The sequence below is a fragment of the Phormidesmis sp. 146-20 genome, from assembly GCF_052939475.1.
The window spans coordinates 255,487-272,544 of the sequence record NZ_JBJPHT010000002.1 but is presented as its reverse complement, the minus strand read 5'-3'; the positions used below and the strand labels follow the sequence as shown (position 1 = coordinate 272,544).

At 50.4% G+C, this 17,058-nt stretch carries 14 protein-coding genes; 8 read left to right on the top strand and 6 right to left on the bottom strand.

Features of this window, described 5'->3' with window-relative positions:
• The first annotated feature begins 76 nt into the window (after nt 1-76).
• The 4 genes from cruG (at nt 77) to ACKFKH_RS03385 (ending at nt 3,494) form a co-directional block, all read left to right on the top strand.
• Nucleotides 77-1,324 carry a 2'-O-glycosyltransferase CruG gene (gene cruG, locus ACKFKH_RS03400; RefSeq protein WP_446856824.1) on the top strand — a complete coding sequence of 416 codons (1,248 nt, stop codon included), beginning with the start codon at nt 77-79 and terminating at the stop codon, nt 1,322-1,324.
• 185 nt (nt 1,325-1,509) lie between these two features.
• On the top strand, nt 1,510-1,869 hold the full coding sequence (locus ACKFKH_RS03395; RefSeq protein ID WP_446856823.1) for a photosystem I reaction center subunit IV: 360 nt from the start codon (nt 1,510-1,512) through the stop codon (nt 1,867-1,869).
• Nucleotides 1,870-1,987: 118 nt separating this feature from the next.
• Nucleotides 1,988-2,836, top strand: coding sequence for a DNA-formamidopyrimidine glycosylase (locus ACKFKH_RS03390; RefSeq protein ID WP_446856822.1), 849 nt, complete (start codon nt 1,988-1,990; stop codon nt 2,834-2,836).
• A 25-nt stretch (nt 2,837-2,861) separates the two neighbouring features.
• Nucleotides 2,862-3,494: a Uma2 family endonuclease gene (locus ACKFKH_RS03385; protein ID WP_446856821.1), complete on the top strand. Its 633-nt coding sequence runs from the start codon at nt 2,862-2,864 to the stop codon at nt 3,492-3,494.
• A gap of 23 nt (nt 3,495-3,517) precedes the next feature.
• On the opposite strand, the gene ACKFKH_RS03380 is transcribed toward ACKFKH_RS03385, so the two are convergent.
• The 5 genes from ACKFKH_RS03380 to ACKFKH_RS03360 form a co-directional block, all read right to left on the bottom strand.
• Nucleotides 3,518-4,555, bottom strand: coding sequence for an isochorismatase (locus ACKFKH_RS03380; protein ID WP_446856820.1), 1,038 nt, complete (start codon nt 4,553-4,555; stop codon nt 3,518-3,520).
• A 17-nt stretch (nt 4,556-4,572) separates the two neighbouring features.
• Nucleotides 4,573-4,989: a phosphomannose isomerase type II C-terminal cupin domain gene (locus ACKFKH_RS03375; RefSeq protein WP_446856819.1), complete on the bottom strand. Its 417-nt coding sequence runs from the start codon at nt 4,987-4,989 to the stop codon at nt 4,573-4,575.
• A 289-nt stretch (nt 4,990-5,278) separates the two neighbouring features.
• Nucleotides 5,279-6,793, bottom strand: coding sequence for an MBOAT family O-acyltransferase (locus ACKFKH_RS03370; protein WP_446856818.1), 1,515 nt, complete (start codon nt 6,791-6,793; stop codon nt 5,279-5,281).
• A gap of 626 nt (nt 6,794-7,419) precedes the next feature.
• Complete coding sequence (locus ACKFKH_RS03365) at nt 7,420-9,594, bottom strand: FG-GAP-like repeat-containing protein (RefSeq protein ID WP_446856817.1); 2,175 nt, start codon at nt 9,592-9,594, stop codon at nt 7,420-7,422.
• Between the two features lie 347 nt (nt 9,595-9,941).
• Nucleotides 9,942-10,277, bottom strand: a complete 336-nt coding sequence (locus ACKFKH_RS03360; RefSeq protein ID WP_446856816.1) for a DUF4870 domain-containing protein — start codon at nt 10,275-10,277, stop codon at nt 9,942-9,944.
• A gap of 277 nt (nt 10,278-10,554) precedes the next feature.
• On the opposite strand from ACKFKH_RS03360, the gene prfC reads away from it, so the two are divergent.
• The 4 genes from prfC (at nt 10,555) to ACKFKH_RS03340 (ending at nt 15,782) form a co-directional block, all read left to right on the top strand.
• The gene (gene prfC / locus ACKFKH_RS03355) at nt 10,555-12,183 is read left to right on the top strand and encodes a peptide chain release factor 3 (protein ID WP_446856815.1); all 1,629 of its coding nucleotides are present in this window, start codon (nt 10,555-10,557) and stop codon (nt 12,181-12,183) included.
• 236 nt (nt 12,184-12,419) lie between these two features.
• A complete protein-coding gene (locus ACKFKH_RS03350; RefSeq protein WP_446856814.1) occupies nt 12,420-14,726 on the top strand; it encodes a M48 family metalloprotease in 2,307 nt (768 codons plus the stop codon).
• A gap of 360 nt (nt 14,727-15,086) precedes the next feature.
• Nucleotides 15,087-15,233, top strand: a complete 147-nt coding sequence (locus ACKFKH_RS03345; protein ID WP_446856813.1) for a hypothetical protein — start codon at nt 15,087-15,089, stop codon at nt 15,231-15,233.
• 72 nt (nt 15,234-15,305) lie between these two features.
• A complete protein-coding gene (locus ACKFKH_RS03340; protein WP_446856812.1) occupies nt 15,306-15,782 on the top strand; it encodes an RNA recognition motif domain-containing protein in 477 nt (158 codons plus the stop codon).
• Between the two features lie 246 nt (nt 15,783-16,028).
• Here ACKFKH_RS03340 and ACKFKH_RS03335 read toward each other — a convergent pair whose 3' ends face one another.
• Nucleotides 16,029-16,928, bottom strand: coding sequence for an ABC transporter permease (locus ACKFKH_RS03335; protein ID WP_446856811.1), 900 nt, complete (start codon nt 16,926-16,928; stop codon nt 16,029-16,031).
• Nucleotides 16,929-17,058: the final 130 nt, after the last annotated feature.

Here is a 17,058-nt window from a genome sequence, read left to right as displayed (position 1 = left end):
AGAAATAATTCTCAGAAATAATGCTCAGAAATGAGTGCCACAAATTGCTTCATCACTTACATGCGAGGGTCGGGGGTTGACGATAGTAACGGAATTTGGGGTGTTTTGTCTGGGAGTGGTCAGTTTCAATGAGACGTATGCAACTCAGGACGCTGGATTTTTGGCGCTGCTGGTGATTCAGCTTCCCGCAGTGGCCATTTTGCTTTCCCGATTGCTCAAGGGGCCCACTCGTCACCCGCCTCTAGAACCACGATCGCCTGCCCCAGATTCAGTCGGTCTGGTCAGTGTCGTCGTGCCCACGCTCAACGAAGCCAACCGCATTGCGCCCTGTCTAGATGGATTAAGTCGGCAAAGCTACGAAGTGCGAGAAATTATCGTCGTCGATAGTCATTCCACAGATGGCACGCCCGATTTGGTGAAAGCGGCCCAAAAAGCTGACCCACGGTTTCGCTTAATCAACGATGATCCGCTGCCGTCTGATTGGGTGGGTCGCCCGTGGGCGCTGCATTCTGGATTTTTGGCAAGTCGCGATCGCAGCGAATGGATTTTGGGCATCGACGCAGACACACAGCCTCACCCTGGGTTGGTCGCCAGCCTGATCGAGACAGCCTACTCCGAAAATTACGATCTGATTTCTCTGTCACCTCAGTTTGTCTTAAAGTATCCCGGTGAGCTTTGGCTACAACCCGCCCTATTGATGACCTTGGTGTATCGGTTTGGGCCAGCCGGAGAAAAAGGCAACGCTCCAGAGCGCATTATGGCGAATGGGCAATGTTTCTTTTGTCGGCGATCGCTGCTCGTTCAGTTAGATGGCTACACCAGTGCTCGAAATTCTTTTTGTGATGATGTCACCCTGGCCCGATTTGCCGCCGCCAGCGGAGCTAGAGTCGGATTTTTGGATGGCGCAAGAGTGCTGAGAGTGCGAATGTATGAAGGCGCGTTAGAAACCTGGAATGAATGGGGACGATCGCTCGATCTCAAGGATGCGGCTTCGCCGGGTCAAGTGTGGGGCGATCTGTGGCTGTTGACGGCCGTTCAAGGCTTGCCCCTACCGATGTTGATATTGTCCGCCCTATTAGTGGGTAGCGGCAACACCACAATTCCTGCGCTGACAGCCCTCGGACTAAACGGCTTTTTAGTCGCCACTCGGATTGCGTTGAATTGGGCGATCGCTCCCTCCTACGATCGTACTCAAGCCCAATCTGCCTGGTTGTTTTGGCTGTCACCGCTGGCTGATCCGATCGCCGTGTTGCGAATCTTCCTCTCCTCAACTCGCACCCCTACCCAATGGCGAGGCAGAAGCTACCCAAAAGATCAAAACTGAGTGCAAGAACATGGGCGAATTTCAAACCCTCTCCTCACGCCTCACCCCTTACTCCTCACTTCTTCCCAATTGTTTCGGTTTGTTTCAACCCAAGCCCTTGAGAGTCGAAGCTTTTCCACTCCATAGTAAAGTGATGACAATTGGCTGTATGAGTTGAAGTTTGATCATAAAAGGAAAAAATACTCATGGTTCAGCGTGGTTCTAAAGTTCGTATCCTTCGCAAAGAATCCTACTGGTTTCAAGATGTCGGCACCGTTGCGTCGATCGACCAAAGTGGCATCAAATACGATGTTATCGTTCGGTTTGACAAGGTGAGCTACTCCGGGGTTAACACCAACAACTTCGCCAAGAGCGAGCTTGTAGAGGTTGCACCACCCAGTAAGAAGCCCTCTGCAACAATGCCCGGTGGCAAGCAAACCCCGATCGATGCGGCAACTCGTCAAACTGGAAGCGGGGTCGCAGCCAAACAAAGCTCAACCTCAGAAACCCCCAGCGGCAGCCCCAAAGTACAGGGCGATGCTAACCAGGGAACGGAAGCTCGGTAACTCACTCCGACAATTCAATCTCAAGGCCTTAGACGGAATGAGTCAAAATGAAGAGAGGATGAACCCAGCCGTTCATTTTCAATCCTTCGTTTTTCATTCCTGTCTAGGGTCTATTTTTGTGCCAGAACTTCCTGAAGTTGAAACGGTTCGCATTGGCTTAAATCAGGTAACGCTGAACCAGCAGATTCAAGGGGGCGAGGTGTTGCTTGATCGCACGGTCGCTCATCCCCATTCCAGCGTCGAGTTTTTGACAGGACTGCAAGGGATGGCGATCGCTCAGTGGCACCGTTACGGAAAATATTTGCTGGCAGAACTCACGCCTGAAAATGCTTCAGATTCGTCTTGGTTGGGCGTTCATTTGCGAATGACGGGGCAGCTTCTCTGGGTCAGTCAAGACGAACCGTTGCATAAACACACGAGAGTCCGGCTGTTTTTTCCCAACGAGCGAGAACTGCGATTTGTGGATCAGCGAACCTTTGGGCAAATGTGGTGGGTGCCGATCGCGCATGACCCTAAAACGATCATCACGGGACTGCAACGCCTGGGAGCCGAACCCTTTTCAACAGAGTTCTCAGACGACTATTTTGCAGGAAAATTGAAGAATCGACAGCGATCGATCAAGACAGCCCTCCTCGATCAAGCGTTGGTTGCAGGAGTCGGCAATATTTATGCAGATGAAGCCCTTTTCCTGAGCGGCATTCACCCCAAAACGCTGTGCGCTGATTTACAGGAAAGTCAGATTAAACGGTTGCGATCGAAGGTCATTCAAGTTTTGCAAGACAGCATCGCTGCGAGAGGCACCACGTTTAGCGATTTTCGGGATGTGTCGGGTGTGAATGGCAACTATGGTGGCATGGCGTGGGTTTACGGTCGCGATGGAGAAGCCTGTAAGACTTGCGAGACGACGATCAAACGGATGAAACTGGCGGGACGATCGTCCCATTTTTGCCCCCAGTGTCAGCTTTAAGTGTCAGATTTAGAGGAAAATTCCTATGATTCAACTCGCGAATCCTCTGACTTTTGAAGAGTTTTTAGCGCAGTATCCAGACGATGGCGGCATTTATGAGTTGATCAATGGAGAAATGGTTGAGGTGAATCCAACTGGCAGCCATGAAGAAGTCATTGCATTTGGGGTAGCTGAGTTAAATTTTGAGATTCGTCGTCAGCAGTTGCCTTATTTTTTGCCGAGAACTTGTACCGTCAAACCCAACACGTCTCGCAATGCTTACAAACCGGATTTAGTGGTACTCGGTCGACAATCTCTATCCACCGAGCCGTTATGGGAGAAAGCTTCAACCATTATCCGGGGAGAATCTGCGCCTCTGGTGATCGAAGTGGTCAGCACCAATTGGCAAGATGACTATCTGATCAAGTTAGCCGAGTACGAGAAGTTTGGAATCGCTGAGTATTGGATTGTAGACTTCAAAGCGTTAGGAGCCGTCCGTTATATTGGTTCTCCCAAAACTCCGACGATTTCTATCTATCAGTTAATGGATGGTGAGTATCAGGTTCAGCAATTTCGAGGGGACGACCCTTGCGGTATCTGCGAAGCAGCGCGAATCCTTTCGACAACCTTCCCAAATCTTCAGCTAACGGCTGACCAAATTTTTAAAGCTGGAGTGTGAAAGCACGTTTTCTACTTTATTTTCTACTTTAAAAGCCACTCGCTCATGGGTTCGGTGGATTTAACTAAGTGCATTCCTGCCTCGGCAAATTGATCAAAGGCTTGGTCTGCCTGATCGCTAAAGTCAATCACTTCCGGCACCACCACCGGAGACGTGCAATCTTCTAGCAGGTAAACTTTTTTAGCCAAACTTGGATCGATGGCTTGAATCTCGGTCAATAGATCAGCGATCGTCCAGGCGACACAGTGACTTTTGGCTTGACCCGCAATGATGACGGCATCAAAGTTGAGCAGTTTTTGGATCAGACGGCTGTTTTTTTGAGCGATCGCCACACCATCTACGCCATTCATGACTTCGGGACGCAAGACAGAATAATTCTCAGTCAGTGAGTTGTCGCCCTTGATTTCAAAATTTGTCTGACTGCCTCGCGCAATGCAGTGAAAAAACATCGCCTCTTCGACGGCGGACACCAGCGCGTGACCAATTCCGCCCAGCATCGAATGATACGCCCAAACTGTTAGGGGATATTTGCCATTGTCGGTTAGCTGCTGCGTGTAATGGAGCGCATGACTTTGCAGCGATTCGTAATTTCCCAGGCTATAAGCGACGGCTGGATTGACCTTCCATGCGCCCGTTTTTACATCGTCTAGCGTGATCATCGTCGCTGTCGGGATGGGATGTTCGCCCGCTGGATTGATCCAAAAAATCGGATGGAAGATTTGCATCGCTCTGTGAGTGTCCATCGTCGGCGCGATTTCGGTAATCTGACCTAGGTTGCGGTAGATGAATTCACAAAGTCTGTGATTGTCGTCGATCGCCCCTCTCCCCGATCGTCCGCCTACAAATAGCTCAAACTCTGGGATACAGAAGGTGTTTTGCACATCGATCGCCAGTAGACACACCCGAAATCGATCGTCAGCCGCCGGACGAATGCCGTTTTGTTTTGCCCAAACTTCTGCGTCGATCGCTCGCTGTTGATAAGGCACCCGCCAGACATCGCCGACTTTGGCGCGATCGAAATGGCCCGGAATCGGCAATTGTTGAATCACTTGAGGACTCATGGTTTCAACTCTTAGTTCTAATTTTTAGACTGGTCTTTGATACGATTCTCATCTTCAGGGTCGCCCTCAAAGCGAGTAATGTCATCTTCTCCAAGATACTCACCGTTTTGAATCTCGATCAGCACCAAGGGAATCACACCCGGATTCTCCACCCGATGCGCCGTACAAGCCGGGACGTAAGTCGATTGCTTTTGGATCAAAATTTTCTCATCTCCATCACAAATCACTTTTGCCGTCCCCGAAACGACGACCCAATGTTCGCTGCGGTGGTAGTGCATTTGCGTGGTGATGTGATGTCCGGGCTTGAGTTCGATGCGATTGATGCGATAGCGCTTGGCTTCTTCTAACAGGGTGACGGTGCCCCAAAATCGAGTGCGCGTATTTTCAGAATGACTGGGCGGCTGCACCGCGATCGATATCGTTTCCTGACTCATTAGACGTTGCTCTCAGAAACTCTACTTCCATGATGCAGGATGAGATGTGGGTTGTCTCAAAATTTAAGAATGATGCCCTGGTTGACTGATAACTCTTTCGTGGTTGGTAGAGCTTTGCATCGTGTGAATCCACTTCAAACCGGAAAATTTCAGGTTTGAAATAGAACCATTGCGGTTTGAAATATAGCAATTCTAAAGGAGTCATGAACAGATTTTTGTCGCTCCGTTCCAGTCCGCCTCGCCCCCTAAATCCCCCAGTCTGGGGGACTTTGAAACTTCAAACAGGACGCTAAAAATCGAAGTAAATGTATCTTGACCCTCCTTCGGGAGCCAGCAGCCACACCGCAAACAAACAGAGCGGAATCAGAAACAGCTTGATATGCCAGGTGAGTTGTAGTTTGAGATTGCGTTGCAGCAGATAGGCAACTCCCATACAAAAGCCGATCGCACACAGCGCCCCAAAAATCTGAGGAGGATACAGCCCGATCGCTTCTCCATAAACTTTCTGAGCAAACTGAATATCTGCCGTCTGTCCCCACAGCTTTTGAACGACAAAAAGAGAATCCTTAAGATTGGGCAAGCGAAAGAAGATCCAGGCGGCAAACACCATCAGTTGAGTTAACAACCAGGCGACGAGAACCCCAGGAATGCTTTGCCAAAATTTCTGAACCGAGGGCGATCGCTGTGCCCAAAGATCCGTCAATCGATGAACGGCCAGCGCCAGACCGTGAAGTCCTCCCCATAGCACAAACCCCCAAGCAGCCCCATGCCAAATACCCGCAATCAACATGACAATCACCAAATTGCCACAAGTGCGAACCAACCCCTGACGCGACCCACCCAACGGAAAGTAAAGGTAATTTCGCAACCAGTCGCCCAGCGTGATGTGCCAGCGTCGCCAAAAATCAGCAATACTCGTACTGAAATAGGGAAAGTCAAAATTCTGCGGCAAATTGATGCCCAACAGCAACGCACTGCCCCGCGCCACATCTACGTAGCCGCTAAAGTCGAGATAAAGCTGCAACCCATAAGCAAAAATAGTCAGCCACAAATCTCCGCTTCCAGCCCGCTGCACATTGTCAAAACTCAGCCGGACAAAAATATCCAAGCGATCGGCTACCAGTCCCTTTTTGATCGCACCACAGGCAATCAGCCACAGCCCTTCCGCAATCTGGTCAACTCGCGGAAATTTCAACGATCGCACCTGCTCGGCAAACGGATGATAGCGAACGATCGGGCCCGAAATCAGCTTGGCAAAAAACAGCTTGTACGCCGAAAAATCCAAAAATTCCTGGGTGGCGGGTGCGCCTCGATAGACATCCACCAGATAAGCAATACACTCAAAGCAAAAGAAACTCAGCCCCAACGGTGCGATCAGATGTTGGTCTGTCCAGTTGGCACCTTGTTGAGCAAACAGCTTCGCTGCGGGAAACCCGCTTGACCAGCCCAAAAGACCGCCGATCGACGACAAAATAAACGGCACATACTTAAAGCTGACTAACAGCAGCACATTCATCACCACCCCAAACCAGAGCAGCTTGAGGCGACGACGATTCCAATCTTGTTGAGCAAACTGCCAATCTTCGATACGCCAATCCGGAGGGGCCCCGATCGCCCGCCCCAAAATAAAATTGCTATAGGTCGCCGCCAATAAAAGAGGAATATATTGAGCTTGCAGCGAGGCGTAGAAAATCAGACTGGTGAGAAAAAGCAGCCACGATCGCAACCACTGCTGTTGCACAGACCAATAAATGCCAATGACGCAGAGCAAAAATAAGCCATAGAGCGGAGAAAGAAAGGTCATGGTCTCCAGGGAACAAAAGGTGTCCTAGCGGCATAGTTTACTGGCAAATCTACAACCTGAACCGTTTTTGATCAGGAGACGAGACAATGCTCAACCCGTTCAATCCCAAAACCGCCTGAAACGAGGGTCGATGTCCTGAAAGATGCGATCGACCCAAGCAACCGCATTCACAGATTCAAAAGGCTCTCTATATTTCTCAACGCTAAGAAACGCTAAACCGGAATTGATCCAAAATCCCATTTCTTCCACAGCCCTGAATTAACCCCAACTCAATGAATCTCCCCGCAACTAAAATTCTTGTCTCAAAGTCCTCCGAAATTGAAAGGTTGGAGGCAAAGCACTATACCCAAGCGAAAAAATTCATCGAACCTATGCTCAAAAGATCTGATAAAGTGCTTGCGATCGCGTTTGCAACCGCCATTTTGATCCAGTAAGGAGCTTCAGACTTGAGGCGAAACTCCTATACCTTGTCAGATCAATGGACACTCTATCAACCGTCCTAGAGAATGGCTCAAAGCGAGAAAATTTGATGACAATACAACCAAGCGTTTAACTGTCCCTATGCCCATAACCTCAATTCAGGTCGTGGGCAGTTTTATTTTAAAAAAGCGTTCAAGAAATCAACGCTAAACCTGTGGAAAAGCATCCGAAAGCCCGCTGACTGCATGAATTCGTGACGCTGCTGCCAGACAGCTACCACAGCCACAACTGCTTCGATAGGCGGCCCGTGTCCCACTGCTAGCGATCGCCGTCTGAATAGGAGCGGCCGCCGCTGTCCCCGGAAGCGTATAAGCCTGAGCCGCCCCCATATTGATGTTCCAGCCCAGGTCGCGTAAAGCTGCCAGTGTCAGCTTACTGGTCGGAGTCGTCACTCCAGGGGTTTCTGCAAAGGGGGTCATCAGTTCTGCATCAAAGCGGCTCTCGTCCCAATGGGCAAAAACCTGTGGCTCGATCGGAACGGCCACCTGTCCAGTCGTCCCCAACAACTCTCCATAAGCCCAACCTGCATATGAGTTGGCGCTGTAGGTTGAAGTGGCTCGATTGACGAGATTTTTGCCGATCGAAAAGATCGTGCCATTTGAGTTCCTGAATCTCGCAGGTTCCCACAGCGTGCCCAAGCCCAAAATGTGAGCAAACTCGTGGATCATGATTTCTCGCAGGTAGCCAGGATTAGCATCAAACTCAGCCAACCGTCGCAGGTTGATCGTGCTGCTTCCACCACTGATGACGAGATTGGGGCCGTCTAGGTCAAAGTCAGGCCCCGAAAGTGCCAGCGTGCCCGTGTCCGGCGTTCCGTTTGAGTTGGTGAGGCTCTCCCCGCGAATCAAGATCTTTAGCGGGCCAGAACGAGTAATCGCACTGCGAGAGGTAATAATGCCTTCCCAATAAGCAGCAGCCGAGGTGATTGCGTCTTTGGTAGCTTGGGTTATCCCACTCAGACTTTGCCCAAAACTGATTTCAAATTCAAACGCTTGGGGGTCTGATAGAGCGGCGGCGAAGCTTGTCCCCAAGGCGTAACTGGCAGTCTGTCCGCCGTAGCTCATCACCTGCACAAAATAGTCACCTGTGGATAGAAAGCGCCGGATCGATTCGCTGATGGTGCCCCGCTCCCATTGCCACGCGAGAATTTCATCGGAGTCGATCGCGCCATTCTGATTTTTATCTTGAATCAGCCGCACATCAGCATCCCCCGTTAGCCCAGTCAAATTGGCGCTAAAGACACCCGATTGCGACACGTTAAAGCGATAGAAATCACTGAGGTTGCTGCCGTCAACGCGATCGCTCGACGAAAAGCTGGCAGAAGGTTGTCTTTGGGCGATCGCCCTCATATCGATACTTTGAGCAGCGACGAGGTTGGCCGCAATTGCAACAGTCGGGGTCACCCTAGGAGCCACAGTGCCCTTGAGAAAGCCAACGAGTTGCAGCTTAGGATCGGCTTTGGGTAAGGTGACAGCATCCGCGATCGAAGTACCGTTCATCAACCAAATTGTGTTGTCACCTGTGACCGTATTGCGCCAGACAAGATCGCTCTGACCATCACGATTGAGATCACTTGCCCCAGCGACTTCCCAGTTGAGGTCAGGGGCAACGGGCGGCAGGAGGGGTCGATCTGTAGTCGTATTGCCATTCATCACCCACCAGCGATTTTCGCCCGTCGCCGAGTCTCGCCACAGCAGGTCAAGCTGCCCATCCTGGTTGTAATCACTCACCCCGACGATCGTCTTGGACAGAGCTTTTTCGATCGGCACAGATCCTACCCTGGCGATCGTTGTGCCGTTCATCACCCACCACAGATTGTCACCCGTTGCAGCATTGCGCCAGAGAATGTCGTCTTGCCCGTCGCGGTTGTAGTCTCCAGTACCGACCACGTTCCAGTTAAGGTCAGTCACCGTCATTAAATAGGCCACAGACTGAACGCGATCGCCCTTCATCACCCACCAGGCGTTTTGTCCAGTGGCTCGGTTGCGCCAGAGAATGTCGTCTTGCCCGTCGCGGTTGTAGTCTCCTATGCCGACTGGGTTCCAGTTAAGGTCGGTAAGCGGCGCGAGGGGGATGAGGCGGCGATCGCCCACTTTCGTGGTTCCATCCATCACCCAGGTTGTCGTCGCTGCTGTGCTCGTGTTGTACCAAAAAAGCTCTGGAGTGGAGGCAGTTTGCACGGCGGCAATTGACGTTTTGCCCGAAGCGGAGGAGCGATATCCTTGCCCGTTATTCGGCTTGGGGTCGAGGGGAGATCGAGTGTTATTAAGCTTGGGGCTGATGGTCAGCAAAGGATCAGTAGACCCATTAATTTCTCTCATGACGATCGCCTCCGACGCACGAAACTGTCGCCTCTAAACCACTGAAGCGGCTCATTATTTTCTTGTATAAAAAAGTACGACATCGCTCCGACTTACCACGAACACAGAGAGCTATGCAGCAGCGATGAGACCTGAATGAAATCCTCAGCGTTCAAGTCTTCACGGGAGTCTACTGTGTGTTTTGCTAAGTTCGGTAGATGCTTGAAGTAGGCTGTCCAACGGTAGAGGACTTTATAAGACTTACTGTTGCTCACATATTCTACAAAGTAAATTGAGCAAAATTTGTCACACTTTAGTGAAGTTCTGATTAAGAAGCCGTAATTTCACGGACAAGAGAGGAACGTGTTTTAAAGCAATCGCCAGATGAAGGGGTATCGATAAGGTCTGTTAGGTGTACTCGCGACATCGACGATCGCAATAATAGGCATGACAAAACTAGCAACTGCCAGCAAAACCAGCAAAGGAATCCCAATCAACACAAAAATCAGCAGAGAGAAAAGAATGCCGTAGATATACAAATTAATGTGAAAGTTGATTGCTTCTTTAGCGTTTTCTTTGACAACTGGGTCTTCTGAAACCAAGAGAATCGCTATGGGAATCCCGATCGCCACAATCAGCGAGCTAAAGAAAATTGAACCGTGACAGACGGCTGATAACAGCTTTCGTTGAGCAACGTCTTCCATGATCTTAACCTTCCGCTTTCTATCGAAGGGACTTATCAAAAGAGTCAACACTGCGCGATCGACGGTTTCCCGATCAGAATTATCGCCCTTAACAAACCTTTCCTCGCTATCTTTAAAGAGGTATCGTAAGACCAATTCACTTCTTAAGACTCTAGACACTGGACTTTAATCGAATGTCTAAGGCCTAAAGTTTGAGACTTGTAGCGCCAGCCGCGAATTGGTATCACTTGTTGGTATCCCTTGATCGTTTCTTGAATCTATCTCTCCCCATCTAAGCATGTCCACTGAACTCCAGGCTGAATTGCAGCAAGCAGTCGATCGGCGGCGCAACTTTGCCATCATTTCTCACCCTGACGCAGGAAAAACCACGCTCACCGAAAAACTGCTGCTCTATGGAGGCGCAATTCATGAAGCAGGCGCGGTAAAAGCTCGTCGGGCCCAGCGTCACGCAACTTCTGACTGGATGGAAATGGAGCAGCAGCGCGGTATCTCAATTACGTCAACCGTGCTGCAATTTGAGTATTTAAACTGTCAAATTAATCTGCTCGACACCCCAGGTCACCAAGATTTTAGTGAAGACACCTATCGGACGCTGGCGGCCGCTGACAATGCTGTCATGCTAATCGACGCGGCCAAAGGATTGGAGCCTCAAACCCGTAAATTATTTGAGGTGTGTAAGCTGCGATCGCTGCCCATTTTTACGTTTGTCAACAAGCTCGATCGTCCCAGTCGCACACCGCTGGAACTGATGGATGAAATCGAGCAAGAATTGGGCTTGCAGACTTATGCGGTCAACTATCCGATCGGCACAGGTGACCAGTTTAGAGGTGTCTACGATCGGCGTGAGAAAAAAGTTCACTTATTTGAGCGCAGCGTTCACGGCAGTCGAGAAGCGATCGACACCACCATCGATCTCAACGACCCGCGAATCGAACAACTGGTTGATAAAGAGGTCTATTACCAGTTCAAAGACGAATTAGAAATGGTCGAAGGGGTCGGCCCCGAACTCGATCTTGAAGCGGTGCATTGCGGTCAGATGACTCCGGTCTTTTTTGGCAGCGCCATGACCAACTTTGGAGTCGAACCCTTTCTCAATGCCTTTTTGGACTACGCCCTCAAACCCGGCGGACACACCAGCACTCAGGGCGAAATTGACCCGACCTATCCAGAGTTTTCGGGATTTGTGTTCAAGCTGCAAGCCAATATGGATCCAAGACACCGCGATCGTGTGGCGTTTGTGCGAGTTTGCTCTGGCAGATTTGAAAAAGATATGACCGTCAGCCATGCGCGCACCGGAAAAACAGTTCGGTTGTCGCGTCCTCAAAAGCTGTTTGCTCAAGATCGAGAAGTCATTGAGGAAGCTTATCCGGGCGATGTGATCGGGTTAAATAATCCAGGCGTGTTTGCGATCGGTGACACCATTTACAACGGTCAAAAGCTCGAATACGAAGGCATTCCCTGTTTCTCTCCTGAGATTTTTGCCTACTTGAGAAACCCCAACCCGTCTAAGTTCAAGCAATTTCGCAAAGGCGTTTCTGAATTGAGAGAAGAAGGCGCAGTCCAGATCATGTATTCTGCCGACGATGCCAAGCGCGATCCGATCCTGGCGGCGGTGGGTCAACTGCAATTTGAGGTCGTGCAATTTCGCTTGCAAAACGAGTATGGAGTCGAAACCCAGGTCGAATTTTTGCCCTACACCGTAGCCCGCTGGGTGGATGGCGGCTGGGAGTCCTTGCAAAAAGTGGGACGAATCTTTAACACGCTGACTGTCAAAGACAGTTGGGAACGCCCCGTACTGCTGTTTCGCAACGAATGGAACTGTCAACAACTCCAGGCAGACCATCCAGAATTAAAGTTGAGCGCGATCGCCCCTGTGGTGTCGGGTAAGGAGCCAATGGCGCTTTAGGAGGGATGAGGGATGAGGGATGAGGGATGAGGGATGAGGGATGAAAAAAGATCTGAACTTGAGCGAAAATAGGTGACGAGTTTTGGGTGGATTGTAGGAAAGAGGCTTTAGGGTGAGTTGATCGATCGCTGTCCACTTTTCCCAACCGAAGACATACAATTCACTTCATCCCTCATCCTTCATCCCTCATCCCTTCTTCTTTCTTCCTGAAATCGCTGTGAATCTACCAAAACGTTATGACTTCCTCCAATTCGGCTGATGCCAACCAAGTTTTACAAGCAGGTTTGTCATCCGTGAAGCAGGGCAACTATCCAGAAGCAATCAGGCTTTTGGAGCGGTTTTTAGCTGCCCAGGCGGGTGCGCTCGATCGTCCCGATGCAACTAAGGCTCAGATGGGATTGGTGATGGCCTATGCACGAAGCGGTCGAGCCAAAAAAGCAGCTATCCTTTGCCGAGAATTGAACCGTAGCGAAAATGTCAAGGTGCGAGCTTGGGCGACTCAAGCGCTGGGCGAAATTTGGGAAGCAGGCAAGCAAGGCAGCGCATTAGAGGAACCGGACTCAACTGGGTTTGTCCCATTTCAAGAAGCGGCTCAGATTAGAGCGGAGCGACCCCTTGCGGGTAACTCGGAGAGATCGGTCTTTGTCCCCATTGCCCCGGTCGCCTCTCAAGAATTCTCTGGCAGCGAAGACCCTACGCAACCGCTTGATCGCCCGATCGCCCCAATTCCTCAACCCCCAACTTCTGAACCCCCAACTTCTGAACCTCAATCCCCCGCTCGTCTCCAACGTTGGCAACCGCTCAAAAAATTACACCCGGCTCGACTGCAATGGGCACAACTGGGCACCGCGATCGCACTTTTTGGTCTGGTCAGTGGATTGTATGGAGCGATCGCCACGATTCCGGTTTATTGGACACGATTTATCACCAGCGTTCTCAAATGGAGCGCCCCCATTCAGTCGGTCGAAATTCCCTTTTTCACGATTCTTCTGGGACTAATTATTCTTTTTGTCCTGTCGCCCTGGCTATTAGACGGATTGCTCAAAGGACTGTATGGCATGAAACCGCTGTCTACGGCGACGTTAGGACAGTACAGCCCAGAGTCCCATCGATTGATTCAGCGCGTCTGCCAACAGCAAAAACTGCCGCTGCCTCAGTTGAGCCTTTTGCCGACCGATATTCCGCTCTCTTTTAGCTACGGGTGTCACCCAAAAGTTGCGCGAGTGGTGGTTAGTCAAGGCTTGCTCGACCATCTGACCGATGATGAAATCGCGACTCTCTATGCCAGCGAACTGGCGCACATTCTTCACTGGGATTTTTGTCTGCTGTCCTGGGTCACGCTCGTCCTGCAATTTCCTTACACCTTATACTGGCAAACCGCAAGAGCCGGAAGCTGGTTAAAAGCAAGAAGCAACCTGAGACGGCGAGAAAATCGGCTAATTGCCATTCTGTTAGAGATCGGTGGAAACCTTTGTGCGATCGTCGCTTCTCTCAGCTACGGACTCTATTGGCTGCTGCGCTGGTCGGGATTGTGGCTCTCAAGGCAACGTTTGGAATACAGCGATCGGACTGCCTGTAATCTGACGGGCAACCCCAACGCATTGACTCGCGCTTTATTAAAAGTGACTGTCGGCACTGCTCAAACAACCCAAACCCATCAGCAAACCGACTACTTGCTCCAAGCCTTCGACCTGCTGACCCCGATGGGCTGTGATGCGCCGATCCATTTAGGCAGCTTGTATCACCACACTTCAATAAAATCGTTACTAATGTGGGATCAAGTGAATTCCGATCGCCGCTGGTTAGCCTTGAATAATTCTCATCCCCTGATGGGCGATCGCCTCCAACGGATCACCAACTACGCTCACCACTGGCAACTGTCCCCCGAACTGGATCTCGAAGCTCAGAACCCAGTTGCCAGTCGGGGAATCCTGCTTCAAGGTGCGCCGTTTTTTGGCGTTTTGCTAGGTTACTTGGTGGCTCAAATTCTTTGGTTTGTCGCTCAAATTCTCTATCAATTTGGGATTGACCAACTCACCTGGCTGGCCAGCGACTACGATCTATTTATCAGCTTTATGCTGCTGGGGTTTGGGCTAGGCACCTTTCTCCGATTTAATGCTTTCTTTCCAGACATCCTGACAAAGAGCACTCAGCCATTAGACTCCTCTCTATCGGATCTTGTGACTAAGCCAAATGCAGTCCCGATCGATAGCCCACTTGTTCAACTCGAAGGCACCCTAATTGGACGCTCTGGACTGGGCAACTGGCTCGGACAGGACTTGATTCTACAAACCTCGACAGGCTGTATCAAACTCCACTACGTTTCTCAACTGGGCGCGATCGGCAACCTTTTTATTGCTCATCCCGTCGATTGGGTTAATCAATCCGTCCTGGTTACAGGGTGGTTTCGTCGGGGTGCTACTCCCTGGATCGATGTGAACTCAATTCGCACAGCTAATAGAACCCTCCGCAGCGGTCATCAAATCTGGTCTACCGTTCTCGCAGGCGTGGCGATCTTGGTCGCGATCGTACTCATTCTTTAAGGACGCTAGTAGTGACTCAAGACAAAGTTGGAATGTAAAGAATAGTTGCGTTTCTTTCGCAAAGGTATTACATTTCTTAACAAGAGGGCTGATACTTCCAGGCATGGCTCAATCCTGTCTCTTGCGATCGTTTGGTTTGATGGTCTTGGTATCAGTTTTTTCCTTCCAACACAGCAAGCTGGCCAGCCAAACCAAGGCTGGTTTTTATTGTCTACTTTTGGATAGAAAAACCTCGAAACAGACCGTTGATTGCGACGCTAGAGCTAGAACAAAAGGCTGAAATCTACCAATTAGCCCCCCTGAGCGCGAGCCTGCATGGTACCTTAATGAATGGCAAGAACATCCGAGGAAGCAGTTAAGATGCTAAACCTCGACCCTCCAGCACTGACCAAATTTCGTCGTCTCCTTACCAGCGATCGTCAGCCCGACCCTGAGACTGTCTGGCAACGAGCGATCGCTCTGGTTGGTGAGGGGAAGAGCCTGGTGGTTTCTAAGATGTCTGTCTAGCCCGTCCTCAGCCAACATCAAGTCAACGCTCTCAACGCAAGTGTATTAGGATCAAGTCTGGAGGTGTCCATTATGTCCATTCGTTTGTATGTCGGCAATTTGCCCGAAGATCTAACCCGGCAAGAACTCGAAGCTGTTTTTGCTGAAGCAGGTGACAATGCATCTGCCAAGATTATTACCGATCGTAAGACCGGAAAATGTCGCGGATTTGGCTTCGTCACGGTCAAAACTGATGAACTTGCTGATGAATTAATCGAAAAGTTCAATGGCTTTCAAGTTAAAGAGAATGTCATCAAAATTGAGAAGGCCTTACCTCGCGCCAAAGAGAAAGGTGAAGACACCGAGGGTGCTGTGGTAAGCGCTCCTGTGGGCGCTGCGCCTGTGGCAGGCGGTCGTCGCAAAGGTGGCAGTGGTGGCGGCAACAACAACAAAACTCGTCGCACAGCCCCCGCCGCTTCTGACCCAGACTCAATCCAGCCCGATCCCCGCTGGGCACAAGACCTTGAGAAGCTCAAGCAGCTTTTGGCAACTCAAACGACTAACTCCTAATTCCTTCGGTGAGTCAGGGTGTTGGCTAGGGTTAAGTTCTCTATCATTTGTGGGCAGTTAGCCCACAGCGTGGTGCCTGCTGGAGTAGAAGAGAGGCTAGTCTTAGCTTCTATTTCGGTGGGCATCAACACTGTTTTTAGACTGCAACAATGTGATCATCATGATAGAGAGCGAGTTTTCTCAGGATAGACTGGGTGACTCGCTTTTGTTTTTTAGAAGCGTGCTCAAACGAAGAACTTATAGGACTTATCTTTTTTGGCGATCGGTCAATTCGTTTAACCCTTCACCCAAAAGCGACAGTCCGATAACCATCAGCGTCATCGCCAACCCTGGAAAGAGCGCCGTCCACCAGATTCCCCCAGTTGAGAGGGCATCCAATGCTTGTCTCAGGTCGTGTCCCCATTCGGCAACATCATCTGGCAGTCCTAACCCTAGAAACCCCAGACCGCCCAATGTGAGAATGGCATCCGCCGCATTCAGGGTAAATAAGACAGGGACACTCTGAATCACATTCAAAAATAAGTATCGAGAAAGGACTCGCCAGGTGGAAGCTCCCATTGCTTGAGCCGCTTCGACAAACAACTCTGTCTTGACACTGACCGTCTGATTACGGACGACTCGATAATATTGAGGAACGTAGGCAATACTGAGGGCGATCGCCGCATTCAAAACCCCCCGCCCTACGACAAAGGCCAGCGTCACCGAAAGCAACAATCCCGGCAGTGTGTAGATCGTATCCATGATGAAGAGGAGGAAGCGATCGAGCCGTCCACCCAGGTAGCCGCTCACCATGCCCAACGGAACGCCAATGATCAAACTCAGGGTCGTCGCCAATATCACCACCTGAAGCGCAGCCTGACTTCCAAACAGCGTCCGCGAAAACACGTCATAGCCCAAACTCGTCGTCCCAAACCAGTGGCTAATCGAAGGCGAATCGTGAGGGGAATTATCTAAAAACTCAGTTGGACTTTGCAGCGCTCCCATCATTTGAAACAGCGGAGCCAGCAGCGCAATACTCACAAAAATCAACGTCAAAAGCGCCCCCACCCGCATCATTTTTAACGACAGGCTAGGACGCTCAGAGAAATTAAGGAAGGACGACCCCTTGCGGGTAACTCGGAGAGATCGAGGGAGATTCAGAGCCATGAGGGAGGAAGGATGGGTTTAGAAGACAATCTTAGAGGACTTCAACTCAAACTCAAAGTTCAGCATTGCTAAACAATCGACCCTGAAGACCTAAAATCCCCTTTCATCCCTCATCGCAAAGCGGATTACC

What these genes read in the sequence shown, in the direction of transcription:
- ACKFKH_RS03395 (WP_446856823.1), top strand. Translation starts at nt 1,510, where the DNA reads ATGGTTCAGCGTGGTTCTAAAGTTCGTATCCTTCGCAAAGAATCCTAC.
- ACKFKH_RS03385 (WP_446856821.1), top strand. Translation starts at nt 2,862, where the DNA reads ATGATTCAACTCGCGAATCCTCTGACTTTTGAAGAGTTTTTAGCGCAG.
- ACKFKH_RS03380 (WP_446856820.1), bottom strand. Translation starts at nt 4,555, where the DNA reads ATGAGTCCTCAAGTGATTCAACAATTGCCGATTCCGGGCCATTTCGAT.
- ACKFKH_RS03375 (WP_446856819.1), bottom strand. Translation starts at nt 4,989, where the DNA reads ATGAGTCAGGAAACGATATCGATCGCGGTGCAGCCGCCCAGTCATTCT.
- ACKFKH_RS03370 (WP_446856818.1), bottom strand. Translation starts at nt 6,793, where the DNA reads ATGACCTTTCTTTCTCCGCTCTATGGCTTATTTTTGCTCTGCGTCATT.
- ACKFKH_RS03365 (WP_446856817.1), bottom strand. Translation starts at nt 9,594, where the DNA reads ATGAGAGAAATTAATGGGTCTACTGATCCTTTGCTGACCATCAGCCCC.
- ACKFKH_RS03360 (WP_446856816.1), bottom strand. Translation starts at nt 10,277, where the DNA reads ATGGAAGACGTTGCTCAACGAAAGCTGTTATCAGCCGTCTGTCACGGT.
- prfC (WP_446856815.1), top strand. Translation starts at nt 10,555, where the DNA reads ATGTCCACTGAACTCCAGGCTGAATTGCAGCAAGCAGTCGATCGGCGG.
- ACKFKH_RS03350 (WP_446856814.1), top strand. Translation starts at nt 12,420, where the DNA reads ATGACTTCCTCCAATTCGGCTGATGCCAACCAAGTTTTACAAGCAGGT.
- ACKFKH_RS03345 (WP_446856813.1), top strand. Translation starts at nt 15,087, where the DNA reads ATGCTAAACCTCGACCCTCCAGCACTGACCAAATTTCGTCGTCTCCTT.
- ACKFKH_RS03340 (WP_446856812.1), top strand. Translation starts at nt 15,306, where the DNA reads ATGTCCATTCGTTTGTATGTCGGCAATTTGCCCGAAGATCTAACCCGG.
- ACKFKH_RS03335 (WP_446856811.1), bottom strand. Translation starts at nt 16,928, where the DNA reads ATGGCTCTGAATCTCCCTCGATCTCTCCGAGTTACCCGCAAGGGGTCG.